This is a genomic window from Beijerinckia sp. 28-YEA-48, assembly GCF_900104955.1.
Lineage (GTDB): Bacteria > Pseudomonadota > Alphaproteobacteria > Rhizobiales > Beijerinckiaceae > Terripilifer.
In genome coordinates this window covers 4,150,628-4,162,500 of sequence record NZ_FNSI01000001.1, presented here as the reverse complement: position 1 = coordinate 4,162,500, position 11,873 = coordinate 4,150,628, and the positions used below count along the sequence as shown (strand labels likewise).

11 protein-coding genes and 1 pseudogene are annotated in these 11,873 nt (G+C 61.4%); 2 read left to right on the top strand and 10 right to left on the bottom strand.

Annotated features, from left to right (window positions below; all coding sequences use genetic code 11):
* The first annotated feature begins 126 nt into the window (after positions 1 to 126).
* Together BLW50_RS19485 and BLW50_RS19480 are read left to right on the top strand one after the other, a co-directional pair.
* Positions 127 to 1,062, top strand: a complete 936-nt coding sequence (locus BLW50_RS19485) for a D-2-hydroxyacid dehydrogenase (RefSeq protein ID WP_170850254.1) — start codon at positions 127 to 129, stop codon at positions 1,060 to 1,062.
* A gap of 34 nt (positions 1,063 to 1,096) precedes the next feature.
* On the top strand, positions 1,097 to 1,792 hold the full coding sequence (locus BLW50_RS19480) for an SDR family NAD(P)-dependent oxidoreductase (protein ID WP_090705600.1): 696 nt from the start codon (positions 1,097 to 1,099) through the stop codon (positions 1,790 to 1,792).
* Between the two features lie 106 nt (positions 1,793 to 1,898).
* Here the strand turns inward: BLW50_RS19480 and BLW50_RS19475 are convergent, their stop codons facing one another.
* From BLW50_RS19475 to BLW50_RS19430, 10 genes and pseudogenes are all read right to left on the bottom strand, one after another.
* A complete protein-coding gene (locus BLW50_RS19475; protein WP_090705598.1) occupies positions 1,899 to 2,135 on the bottom strand; it encodes a tautomerase family protein in 237 nt (78 codons plus the stop codon).
* 46 nt (positions 2,136 to 2,181) lie between these two features.
* Positions 2,182 to 2,829, bottom strand: coding sequence for an urease accessory protein UreE (locus BLW50_RS19470; RefSeq protein ID WP_090705596.1), 648 nt, complete (start codon positions 2,827 to 2,829; stop codon positions 2,182 to 2,184).
* Between the two features lie 22 nt (positions 2,830 to 2,851).
* Complete coding sequence (locus tag BLW50_RS19465) at positions 2,852 to 3,148, bottom strand: putative quinol monooxygenase (protein ID WP_090705594.1); 297 nt, start codon at positions 3,146 to 3,148, stop codon at positions 2,852 to 2,854.
* A gap of 40 nt (positions 3,149 to 3,188) precedes the next feature.
* Positions 3,189 to 3,398, bottom strand: a pseudogene (ureC, locus tag BLW50_RS19460) (urease subunit alpha); the annotation flags it as partial.
* 218 nt (positions 3,399 to 3,616) lie between these two features.
* Positions 3,617 to 4,312: an urea ABC transporter ATP-binding subunit UrtE gene (urtE, locus tag BLW50_RS19455; RefSeq protein WP_090705592.1), complete on the bottom strand. Its 696-nt coding sequence runs from the start codon at positions 4,310 to 4,312 to the stop codon at positions 3,617 to 3,619.
* A 15-nt stretch (positions 4,313 to 4,327) separates the two neighbouring features.
* Entirely contained in the window at positions 4,328 to 5,092 is a 765-nt protein-coding gene (gene urtD, locus BLW50_RS19450) for an urea ABC transporter ATP-binding protein UrtD (RefSeq protein ID WP_090705589.1), read from the bottom strand.
* A gap of 4 nt (positions 5,093 to 5,096) precedes the next feature.
* Complete coding sequence (gene urtC / locus BLW50_RS19445) at positions 5,097 to 6,236, bottom strand: urea ABC transporter permease subunit UrtC (protein ID WP_090705586.1); 1,140 nt, start codon at positions 6,234 to 6,236, stop codon at positions 5,097 to 5,099.
* Positions 6,233 to 7,843 (bottom strand): urea ABC transporter permease subunit UrtB, encoded by a 1,611-nt coding sequence (gene urtB / locus BLW50_RS19440; protein ID WP_170850253.1) that lies wholly within the window; start codon positions 7,841 to 7,843, stop codon positions 6,233 to 6,235. Before urtB ends, urtC begins: the two co-directional genes overlap by 4 nt.
* A gap of 102 nt (positions 7,844 to 7,945) precedes the next feature.
* Positions 7,946 to 9,184: an urea ABC transporter substrate-binding protein gene (gene urtA, locus BLW50_RS19435; protein ID WP_244544480.1), complete on the bottom strand. Its 1,239-nt coding sequence runs from the start codon at positions 9,182 to 9,184 to the stop codon at positions 7,946 to 7,948.
* 383 nt (positions 9,185 to 9,567) lie between these two features.
* A complete protein-coding gene (locus BLW50_RS19430) occupies positions 9,568 to 11,730 on the bottom strand; it encodes a malate synthase G (RefSeq protein WP_090705580.1) in 2,163 nt (720 codons plus the stop codon).
* Between the last annotated feature and the right edge of the window lie 143 nt (positions 11,731 to 11,873).

The following is an 11,873-nucleotide window of genomic DNA, read 5'->3' as shown; positions in this document are numbered from 1 at the left end:
TCCGCTCGCCCTCTGATCGATGAGGCAACTATAGCCAGATCGATCGGCGGCGCCACCGCATCGTGGGCGACTGTTCGGAGGGGCTGGTTGGGGTTAGATTTCTCTGTCCTCTCCAAAGGCTTATCCATGTCCGTTCTGATTCTTGAAGATGGCGTGCACATCGTCGCCGATGACGTCCGCAAAGCCTGTCCGGCGCTTTCCATCGTGGCGGCGTCCAATGCGGTTGCGGCGCTGCCGCTTGCCAGCAAGGCGGAAATTCTGGTGGCGCTGGCCCATGATGTCACCGACGATCTCATCGCCGCCATGCCGCATCTGCGTTACATCTGTTCGCTCACCGCCGGTGTCGACCATTTGCATGGCCTCAAGGCATTGAAAGCCGATGTGCGCATCACTTCGGGCCGGGGCATTCACGGCCCGCAGATGTCGGAACTGGCGTTCCTCTACATGATCGCCTTGTCTCGTAATTTCCCGGCCATGCAGGCCAACCAGCGCAATCATGTCTGGCAGCGCTGGCCGCAGACACTGCTGCTCGGCAAGACGGCGGTGCTCATCGGCATCGGCCCCATCGCCGAGGATATGGCGGCGCGCTGCAAGGCTTTTGGCATGCAGGTCATTGGCATCAGTGATGCACGCGCCAGTGCGCCAGGCTTCGATCGCCTGATGCCGCGCGCGCAATTGCAGGAAGCGGCCGGCCTGGCCGATTTCCTCATCGTGCTCGTGCCGCTCAGCAAACGCACGCGCCATATGATCGACGATAGCGTGCTGTTGGCAATGAAAAATGGCGGCATCCTCATTAATCTGGCGCGCGGACCGGTTGTCGATGAGGCGGTTCTGGTGAAGCGTCTGCAAGACGGATCGCTGGGTGGCGCCGGCCTCGACGTGTTCGAGGAAGAACCTCCGCCGGATCAAAGCCCGCTCTGGGACATGCCGAACGTGATCATCACGCCACGCATCGGCGGCATGAGCGATGTCTTCGCCAAACAGATCCTGCCGATCGTCGCCCACAACCTCGCCTGTTTCACCGAGGGGCGTGCTGCTGACATGATCAACGTCGTCAGATAAAGTCGCCGCAGTTTGTAAACAGCAGGAGGAAACCATGGCGGAGCCAACCGCGCTCGTTCTCGGTGTCGGTGCGGGCCTTGGCGCCTCGCTCGTGCGGCGTTTTCGGGCTGGTGGGCTACGCGTTGCGGCCGCCGCGCGCAACAGCGAGCGTCTCGCTACACTCTTTGCCGGCGACACTCTCGTCTCTTGTCATGGCGTTGACGCCACCGATGGCGCGGCAGTCGCGGCCCTGGTTGAAAAGGTCGAGCGCGAGTCAGGGCCGATCGAAGTCGCCATCGCCAATTCGGCGGCCTGGAAAATCGCCGCGGTGACCGATCTGACGGCGGAAGAATTCACCGCCGTCTGGCAGGCCGGCTGCCTGCCGGCGTTTCATATGACGAAGGCCGTGGCGAAAAGCATGATCGCGCGCGGACGCGGCACGCTTCTCTTCACCGGCTCGGCGGCGCAGATGCGGGCCGGCGCCGGTTATGGCGCCATGGCAGTGGCGAAAAGCGGGCTGCGGGCTTTCAGCCAGGCAGCGGCGCGCGATCTCGGCCCCAAGGGCATTCATGTCGCCCATATCGCCATTGACGGTCCGATCGATTCAGCCCGCACCCGCGCGGCAAATAGCGATCACAACCGCCTGGTCGCGCCCGATGGCATTGCCGAGGCCTATTATCAATTGCACGTCCAGCCGCGTGCGGCCTGGAGCAATGAGATCGACGTGCGGACTTTTGCCGAGTGGCTTTAAGTTGAATCGCTAGGCTGGATTGCTTCGTCGCAGCGCTCCTCGCAATGATGAACCCGTCATTGCGAGTGAAGCGAAGCAATCCAGGGCCGCAGGCTTCAATCTAAAATCAACTGCCGCCTGCCGCACGGCGTTCAGCGCGGCGCTTCTCAATCCCGGCGATCGTCAGTTTGGTGCCGCCGACCGACCACAGGCCGTCGGCGACTTCCTCCACCGTCACATTGACAGTGGGGCGGATGCCCTCGCCGCCGGCGCGCACGAAGGCTTCGACTATATCGTCCATCAGCTGGTTCTGCTGCTCGCGCGTAAAAACGCCCGCGAGATGGCGGACCAAAACCTGCGGCATGCTGTTCTCTCACCTGTAAAATGCATTAAGCGCGAGATCGATCGCGTCAGTCATGCGTGTGTTTATGGCCGTGACCGTGTCCGTGCTTGTGATCATGATCATGGTCGTGTGCATGATCATGTTTGTGATCGTGATGATCGTCGTGTTTGTGATCATGACCATGCTTGTGATCGTGATCGTGTTTATGGTCGTGGTGCGCGTGATCGTGCTTGTGGCCGTGATCATGATGGTCATGTCCGTGATGACCATGGCCATGGGCTTCCGCCGCCTCATAGGCGCCGCTGTCGGGCTCGAAGGGCGCTTCGATATGGGCGACCTTGGCGCCAAGGCCGCGCACCATGTCTTCCAGCACATGGTCGCGGCGAATGCGCAGGCGATTGGCCAGCACTTCCACATTCACATGGCGGTTACCGAGATGATAGGCCACGCGTGCCAGTTGTCGGGCGTCGCCGCAACGCACTTCGGCAAGCTCTTCCGGCGCGGCGACGATCTCGACCAAACGCCCGTCTTCGAGCACCAGGGCATCGCCGTTGCGCAGAATCACCGCCTCGGGCAGGTCGAGCAGAAATTCGGTGCCGCGCACGCCGTGCATGACGACCCGACGGCGATGCCGGCCATCATAGTCGAGGACGATGGTGTCGGCGGCCTTGGCCTGCCAAGAGCCTTTGTTGCTGATGAAATTCGCTTTGATCATGTGAGTCTAACGTCCTGTACTTTTAAATTCCTGTAACCTGGGCCGGATCGATCACTTCGACGGTGCGACTGGCGACGAAGTCGGCGGCCGCGGCGCGCCAGGCGAGAAAATGCGGTGTGCGGGTATGGGCGGCGAGGTGATCGCGCGACTCCCAGCGTTCGACGAAAACAACCTTGTCGGGATCGCTGACGCTGACATGCAGGTCATATGACAGGCAGCCGTCTTCCTTCACGGTCTCGATCAGGCAGGGCTTGGCCGCCGCTAGGGCTTGCGCCTGCGTGCCGGGTTTCAGCTGAGCCGTTGAAATCACATAAATCACGTCGCCTCCAGACCAGTTGCTTGTCCCGCTAACCGATGCCTCAATACATGAAATATCGCTGCGCCATGGCGAATTCCTTCGCCGGCTCGCAAACGAGCACTTCCCCGTCCGCCTTCACGATATAGGTTTCCGGGTCGACCTCGACCTTCGGTGTCCCGCCATTGTGGATCATCGAGGCCTTGGAGATGCCGGAGCGCGTATTTTCTACCGCCACCATGGGTTTGGCAACGCCGAGTCGGGCGCCCAGGCCGGGTCGCCAGCCCGGCGGCGATCGCCGCCGGTGACGGCACCCGCCACATTGACGAGGATCGCGTCGAGCCGGTTCAGCAGCTCACGCGGAAACCCTATGCGAAACGCGCCTTCTTTTCCGAGGCGGTCGCGGACGGTCGTGCCATTCCTGTTCGGACGGAGCGGTCGATGCGCCCTTGGGCGCCGACACCAGGGAGAGAGTCGACCGTTTGTTCCGCTTCAGATCGCGATCCGCTTGCGGACATTATCCCCCTCAAGCTCGGCGGCGCCGCCGGCCATCACCACTTCCCCACGCTCCATGACAACAAAACGGTCGGCCAGTTCGCGGGCGAAATCGAAATATTGCTCGACAAGCAGGATGGCCATCTTTCCGCTCCGGCGCAGATAGTCAATCGCGCGGCCGATATCCTTGATCACCGAGGGCTGAATGCCTTCCGTCGGCTCATCGAGCACCAAAAGCTTCGGTCGCGTCACCAACGCCCGACCGATGGCGAGCTGCTGCTGCTGCCCGCCGGAGAGGTCGCCGCCGCGCCGGTGCATCATCTGGCCGAGCACCGGAAAAAGCTCGAAGATTTCATCGGGAATATAGCGCTCGGCCCGCGCCACGCCGGCAAAGCCGGTTTCGAGATTCTCCTTCACGCTGAGCAGCGGAAAGATTTCCCGGCCCTGCGGCACATAGCCGATGCCCCGGCGCGAGCGGTCATAGGGCGTCAGGCGGGAGATATCGGCGCCATCGAGCGTGATGCGCCCAGCGCCGATCGACTGCTGGCCGACGATGGCCCGCAACAGCGAGGTTTTACCGACGCCGTTGCGCCCGAGCACGCAGGTGACCTGGCCAGTCTCAGCCGCGACCGTCACTGAACGCAGCACCTTCGCCGCGCCGTAGGAGAGATCGATGGACTCTACCGTCAGCATTTTCCTAAACCTTCCTCAACGACCGAGATAGACTTCGATCACCCGCTCGTCGCCCGCCACCTTGTCGATTGAGCCTTCCGAGAGTACCGAGCCTTCGTGCAGGCAGGTGACCTTGCAGTTCAGCGCGCGCACGAAAGCCATGTCGTGTTCGACGACGATGACCGAATGATCCTTGTTGATCTGCGTGAGCAGTTCGGCCGTCAATTCGGTCTCATGGTCGGTCATGCCCGCCACCGGCTCGTCGACCAAGAGGATGGCCGGGTCCTGCGCCAGCAGCATGCCGATTTCGAGCCATTGCTTCTGCCCGTGCGAGATCACGCCGGCCGGCCGGTCGCGATGGTCGATCAGACCGGTGGTCGTCAGAATGGCGTCGATCTCGTCGCGATGCTCCCGGTTGCGCCAGCCAAACAGCGAAGCGGTGGCCGTGCGAGGTCCTTTCAGGGCAAGGAGAATATTGTCGGCCACCGTATGCATTTCGAAGACGGTGGGTTTTTGAAACTTGCGGCCGATGCCGAGTTCCGCAATGGCGGTTTCGTCCAGCTTGGTCAGATCGTATTTGCCGCTGTCGAAAAGCACTTCGCCTTCGTCCGGCCGTGTCTTGCCGGTGACGATATCCATCATCGTCGTTTTACCGGCGCCATTGGGGCCGATGATCGCCCGCATCTCGCCGCGCTCGATATAAAGCGACAGACCACGAATGGCTTTATAGCCGTCGAAGCTGACGCTGACGCCGTCGAGATAGAGGAGAGCCTGGGTTTCGCGTGGTTTATCGGGGGCCATGGCTTTACTCCGCCAATCGGGGAACGGTAGCTTCGCGGGCCGGTCGTATCCGCCATTTGCCGACATAATCGTTGAGCGTTCCGACGATGCCCTTGGGCAGAGCCAGGGTGACGCCGATGAAAATCGCGCCCAGCAGAAACAGCCAGTAGGGCGCCAGGAAGCCGGTGGTGAACGTCGATTTCATGAAGTTGACGAGGACTGCACCGACCGCCGCGCCAACCAACGTGCCGCGTCCACCGACGGCGACCCAGATCACCGCTTCGATCGAATTGGCTGGCGAGAATTCCGACGGATTGATGATACCGACCTGCGGCACGTAAAGCGCGCCGGCCAGTCCCGCCATCGCCGCCGAGACGGTGAACACCAGAAGTTTGAAATGTTCGACGCGGTAGCCCAGAAATCGCGTCCGGCTTTCGGCATCGCGCACCGCGACGATGACCTTGCCGAACGAGGTGGTGACCATCCAGCGGCTGATCAGATAAACGAGGATAAGAGACAGCGACGTCAGGAAGAACAGCGTGGCGCGCGTGCCCTGGGCCTGCACGTTGAAGCCGAGAATATCCTTGAAGTCGGTCAGGCCGTTGTTGCCGCCAAAGCCCATGTCATTGCGGAAGAAGGCCAGCAGCAGCGCATAAGTCAGCGCCTGGGTGATGATCGACAGATAAACGCCGGTGACGCGGGAGCGGAAGGCCAGCCAGCCGAAGACGAAGGCGAGCAGGCCCGGCACGAACAGCACCATCAAAAGGGCGAAGGGGAACATGTCGAAGCCGTACCAGAACCACGGCAGTTCCTTCCAGTTCAGGAACACCATGAAGTCGGGCAGGATCGGATTGGCATAGACGCCGCGCGAGCCGATCTGGCGCATCAGATACATGCCCATGGCATAGCCGCCGAGCGCAAAGAAAGCGCCATGGCCAAGCGAGAGAATACCGCAATAGCCCCAGACGAGATCAAGCGAGATGGCGAGGATCGCGTAGCACAGATATTTGCCGACCAGCGCCATCACATAGGTCGGCACGTGCAGGAAAGACGATTCTGGAATGAACAGGTTCGACAGCGGCACGAAAACAGCGACGAAGGCCATGACGCCAAGAAAAATCAGGCCCATTCCGTCGAAGCGAGAAATGATGGCTTTGGTGATCATGCTTCGACGGCCCTTCCCTTGAGCGCGAACAGGCCACGTGGGCGTTTCTGGATGAACAGGATCAAGAGGACGAGAATGAATATCTTGGCGAGCACCGCGCCAGCGAAGGGCTCGAGAAACTTATTGGCGACGCCAAGCGCCAGGGCCGAAACCAAAGTGCCCCACAGATTGCCGACACCACCGAAGACCACGACCATGAAACTGTCGATGATGTAGCTCTGGCCGAGATTGGGCGAAACATTGTCGATCTGCGACAGCGCCACGCCGGCAATGCCAGCCAGGCCCGAGCCGAGGCCGAAGGTCAAAGCGTCGATCATTGGCGTGCGAATACCCATGGCGCCGGCCATGCGCCGGTTCTGCGTCACCGCGCGCATGTAGAGGCCAAGCGATGTCCATTTCAGCGCCGCGAGCAGGGCGAAGAAGACGCAGAGCGTGAAGACGATGATCCACATCCGGCCCCAGGTGATCGACAGGCCGTAAAAGTCGAAGGCGCCCGACATATAGGATGGCGCACCGACCTCGCGGTTGTTGGGGCCGAAGATCGTGCGCACCGCCTGCTGCAGGATCAGGCTGACGCCCCAGGTGGCGAGTAGGGTTTCCAGCGGCCGGCCATAGAGAAAGCGGATGATGCCACGCTCGATGACGATGCCGATCAGGCCGGCGACGACGAAGGCCAGCGGCAAAGCAATCGGCAGCGACCAGTCGAACAGATGCGGCGCGCGGGTGCGGATCAAGTCCTGCACGACAAAGGTCGTATAGGCGCCGATCATCACCATTTCGCCATGGGCCATATTGATGACGCCCATGACGCCGAAGGTGATGGCAAGCCCGATGGCGGCGAGCAGCAACACGGAGCCAAGCGACAGGCCGTACCAGACGTTCTGGACATAGCTCAGCATCTTCAGGCGACGTTCGATCGAGGCGATCGCATCGCCGGCCATCTGCCGCACATCGGGGGTGGCCTTGTCGGGCAGCGATCGCAACGTCGCGATGGCGCTGATGTCGCCTCGCGCTTTTAGGAGCGTGATGGAATCGACGATATCGGCGTGGGACGTGTCGGGCTGCGCCAACAAGATGGCGGCGCGAGCTTCGGCGAACAAGCGCTGGATATCGATATCCTGTTCTGCCTTCAGCGCGGTCTCCAACGCTGGCAGAGCGGTGACATCGCGTGATTTGAACAAGGAATCGGCGGCGGCCCGGCGCCGGGCCGGGTCGGGCGACAGCAGGGTGAGCGTGCCAAGCGCATTTTCGATGGCCCCGCGCAGGCGGTTGTTCACGCGCACGGTCTGCAATCCGGTCGGTGCGGGCGTGACGGCGTCGCCCGTCGCTGCGTCGCTCATGCTGCCGGAGGTTGCGCGGATATAAATCTTCTTGGTGGTGGGATCGAAGAACAGTCGGGCGGAGGTGAGCGCGTCGAGGATCGCCTGTGCATTGGGCGCCCCTGAGGCGGCCAGTTCAGCGATGGCGGTCGCTGTTTCGCTGAACTCGTCTGCCGCCAACCGTTCGAGAGTCGCCTGGCTGATGTCAGCGGCGATGCTTGGCGCGAGCGGCACGGCCAGAAAGATCATTGATAAAAAAGCGGCAAGGAGCCGGGCGTTTCGCAGCATGACTGGCCTCTTCGCCGCCTGAACTGAACAATAAACCTGGGATCGAAGGGGCCGGCGGCCGCCGGGAGGAGGAGAGGCGGCCGCCGGAAGTGCGTCAGCTGATTAGCTGCCGCACTTGTTCGTCTTGACGTTGAAGTTGCCGCACTTCTTGGTCACCCAATCGGCTTCCAGATCCTTCGAGCCGTCGAGAAAATCCGACCAGGCGTCGCCCGGCACCAGATCTTTCGTCTGCCACACCACGTCGAACTGACCGTCCTTACGGATTTCACCGATCATCACCGGCTTGGTGATGTGATGGTTAGGCAACATGGTCGACATGCCACCTGTCAGATTCGGCGCTTGTGTGCCCGGCAGCGCGTCGATCACCTTGTCGGCATCGATGGTGCCGGCCTTCTCGACCGCCTTCACCCACATCTGGAAGCCGATCACATGGGCTTCCATCGGATCATTGGTGACGCGCTTCGGATTCTTGGTGAAGGCCTGCCATTTCTTGATGAACTCCTCGTTGGCCGGGTTCTTGACCGACTCGAAATAGTTCCAAGCGGCGAGATGACCGACGAGGTTGGAGGTATCGACGCCAACCAGTTCTTCTTCGCCGACCGAGAAGGCGACGACCGGAATATCGGTGGCCTTGACGCCCTGGTTGGCGAGTTCCTTGTAGAACGGCACGTTGGCGTCGCCGTTGATGGTCGAGACCACCGCCGTCTTCTTGCCGGCCGAGCCGAACTTCTTGATATCGGACACGATCGTCTGCCAGTCGGAATGGCTGAACGGCGTGTAGTTGATCATGATATCGGCGTCGGCGACGCCCTTGGACTTCAGATAGGCTTCGAGAATCTTGTTGGTGGTACGCGGATAGACATAGTCGGTGCCAGCGAGCACCCAGCGCTTCACTTCACCACCATCCTTGCTCATCAGATAGTCGACGGCCGGAATCGCCTGCTGGTTCGGCGCGGCGCCGGTGTAGAACACGTTGCGCTCGCTCTCCTCGCCTTCATATTGCACCGGATAGAAGAGGATGCTGTTGAGCTCTTTGAAGACCGGCAGAACCGATTTACGGCTCACCGAGGTCCAGCAGCCGAACACGGCGGCGACCTTCTGTTGGGTGATGAGTTCGCGGGCCTTTTCCGCGAACAGCGGCCAGTTCGACGCCGGATCGACGACGACGGCCTCGAGCTTCTTGCCGAGCAGCCCGCCCTTCTTGTTCTGTTCGTCGATCAGCATCAGCATCACGTCCTTGAGGGTCGTTTCGCTGATCGCCATCGTGCCAGACAAGGAGTGGAGGACGCCGACCTTGATGGTTTCTTGTGCGAACGCCGGTAGAGACGCTGACAACAGCATCGCGCTGCCGACGATGCCGGCCAGCATGCCGCGGCGGCCGATCGTGATTGAACTCATGAAGCTCCCCTGTACTGGCTGGATTGCCGGCAAGGGATTCGCAAGCTTTGTGCCAAGCCTTTTTAGGGAGATTAAGTCTATGAAATCAGAAAGAAATGTCGAACTCAGGGGCCTCATATCGCCGAATATGACGGCCTCAATCTCTGCCTAAGTTTTGCGCGTTGCATGGGAATCGGCAGCTGAAAATTCAGGCAGTTCGATCGCGATGCTGCAATCATCGGCAGCAGATTGCCGAGCGGCGGCGCAGCCTGCCAATGAAACGCGCGCCACTGGTGATGGCGCGCGCAATTTGTCGTCAGTCGATGGATAGGGCTGAACCGTTTGCCTCAATGGCTCGCTTTGGCCTCGCGCCGGCGGGCGTGGAGAATGAATTCGGTATAGCCGTTGGGCTGCGCCGTGCCCTTGAACACCAGATCGCAGGCCGCCTTGAAGGCGACGCCGTCGTAACCAGGCGCCATCGGCTTGTAGAGCGGATCGCCGGCATTCTGCCGGTCCACCACCGCGGCCATGCGCTTCATCGTCTCCATCACCTGTTCCTGTTTGACGATGCCGTGCTGCAGCCAATTGGCGAGATGTTGGCTGGAAATGCGCAAGGTGGCGCGGTCTTCCATCAAGCCGACATCGTGAATGTCGGGGACCTTCGAACAGCCGACGCCCTGGTCGATCCAGCGCACCACATAGCCGAGAATGCCCTGGGCATTGTTGTCGATTTCCTGTTGCACCGCGTCGGGCGCGAAATTCGACTGCGAGATCGGCAAGGTGAGGATGTCGGCGAGTTTCGCCGGCGCGCGCTTGGCGATCTCCTCCTGCTTGGCCGCCACATTCACCTGCAGATAGTGCAGGGCGTGCAGGGTCGCGGCGGTCGGCGAGGGCACCCAGGCGGTGTTGGCGCCGGCATTGGGGTGGCCGATCTTCTGCACCATCATGTCGGCCATCCGATCCGGCATCGCCCACATGCCCTTGCCGATCTGCGCCTTGCCGCGCAATCCTTGCGCCAGGCCGACATCGACATTGTTATCCTCATAGGCCTTGATCCAGGCGGTGTTGCGCATGTCGTTCTTGCGCACCATCGGGCCGGCATACATCGAGGTGTGGATTTCGTCGCCGGTGCGGTCCAAGAATCCCGTGTTGATGAACACGACACGCTCGGCGGCGGCCTGGATGCAGGCGGCGAGATTGATCGTCGTGCGCCGCTCCTCATCCATGATGCCGATCTTCACCGTGTTGCGCGGCAGGCCGAGCATGTCTTCAACACGTGCGAAGATCTCGCTGGTGAAGGCGACTTCCTCGGGTCCGTGCATCTTCGGTTTGACGATATAGATCGAGCCGGCGCGGCTGTTGCGCAGCGCGCCAGTCTTGATGATGTCGTGTTTGGCGATCAGCACGCTGACGGCCGCATCGAGCAGGCCTTCGGGGATCTCGTGGCCGCTGCTATCGAGCACCGCATCCGTATACATGTGATGGCCGACGTTGCGGATCAGCATCAGGCTGCGCCCGTGCAGGGTGAGCGTGCCGCCGGCAGGCTTGGTGAAGCTGCGGTCCTTGTGCAAAGCGCGCTTGATGGTCTTGCCGCCCTTTTCGAGATCGGCCGTCAGGTCGCCCTTCATCAGGCCGAGCCAGTTGCGATAGATCTCGGTCTTGTCTTGCGCATCGACGGCGGCGACCGAATCTTCCATGTCCATGATGGTGGAGATGGCCGCTTCCATGACGATATCGGCGACACCAGCCGCATCGCTCTTGCCGATGAGATGATTACGATCGATGACGATCTCGAGATGCAGGCCGTTCCGGGCCAAAAGCACGGACGTTGGCGCGTCGGCCGAGCCGGTATAGCCGACGAATTGCGCCGGATTGGCGAGCGCGGTCGCGCTGCCGTTCTCGATGACAATGGCCAGTTGCCCGTTGACCACTTTATAGCCCGTGGCTTCCGCATGGGAGCCGATGGCGAGCGGCGCGGCCTGGTCGAGAATCGCGCGACCCTTGGCGATGACCTTGGCGCCGCGCACAGGATTATAGCCTTTGCCTGCTTCGGCGCCGCCCTCGGCGGGAATGGCGTCGGTGCCGTAGAGCGCGTCATAGAGCGAGCCCCAGCGTGCATTGGCGGCATTCAGCGCATAGCGGGCATTGGAGACCGGCACGACGAGCTGCGGGCCGGCGATATGGGCGATCTCATCGTCGACATGGGAGGTGGCGACCGACTTGCCCGCCGGAGCCGGCAGCAGATAGCCGATCTCCTGAAGGAAGGCGACATAAGCCGTCTGGTCGATCGGCTTGCCGGCGCGCGTCTTGTGCCATTGGTCGATTTTGGCCTGCAGGTCGTCGCGATGGGCGAGCAGGGCCTTGTTGCGCGGCGCCAGGTCGCGGACGAGGCCTGCCAGTCCCTGCCAGAAGGCGTCGAGTTCCACCCCCGTGCCCGTGATGGCCTCTTTAGCGATGAAATCCGCCAGAACCGTATCGACCTGCAAACCGGCAATCTCTGTACGCGACATTTTTTCTTGCTCCTGCCCAGGGGTCAGAACCCCTATTCTTGCCCATATTATGGAAAGCGGCGCATCTGTCGATGGGCACCAAGTCTTTCAAAATGTCTTTCAAAATGCGTGTCAGGATGCCTTTCGCGCTGCGACCGCGAGGC

What these genes read in the sequence shown, in the direction of transcription:
- urtC (WP_090705586.1), bottom strand. Translation starts at nt 6,236, where the DNA reads ATGATCACCAAAGCCATCATTTCTCGCTTCGACGGAATGGGCCTGATT.
- BLW50_RS19430 (WP_090705580.1), bottom strand. Translation starts at nt 11,730, where the DNA reads ATGTCGCGTACAGAGATTGCCGGTTTGCAGGTCGATACGGTTCTGGCG.
- BLW50_RS19480 (WP_090705600.1), top strand. Translation starts at nt 1,097, where the DNA reads ATGGCGGAGCCAACCGCGCTCGTTCTCGGTGTCGGTGCGGGCCTTGGC.
- urtB (WP_170850253.1), bottom strand. Translation starts at nt 7,843, where the DNA reads ATGCTGCGAAACGCCCGGCTCCTTGCCGCTTTTTTATCAATGATCTTT.
- BLW50_RS19485 (WP_170850254.1), top strand. Translation starts at nt 127, where the DNA reads ATGTCCGTTCTGATTCTTGAAGATGGCGTGCACATCGTCGCCGATGAC.
- urtE (WP_090705592.1), bottom strand. Translation starts at nt 4,312, where the DNA reads ATGCTGACGGTAGAGTCCATCGATCTCTCCTACGGCGCGGCGAAGGTG.
- BLW50_RS19475 (WP_090705598.1), bottom strand. Translation starts at nt 2,135, where the DNA reads ATGCCGCAGGTTTTGGTCCGCCATCTCGCGGGCGTTTTTACGCGCGAG.
- urtD (WP_090705589.1), bottom strand. Translation starts at nt 5,092, where the DNA reads ATGGCCCCCGATAAACCACGCGAAACCCAGGCTCTCCTCTATCTCGAC.
- urtA (WP_244544480.1), bottom strand. Translation starts at nt 9,184, where the DNA reads ATGCTGTTGTCAGCGTCTCTACCGGCGTTCGCACAAGAAACCATCAAG.
- BLW50_RS19470 (WP_090705596.1), bottom strand. Translation starts at nt 2,829, where the DNA reads ATGATCAAAGCGAATTTCATCAGCAACAAAGGCTCTTGGCAGGCCAAG.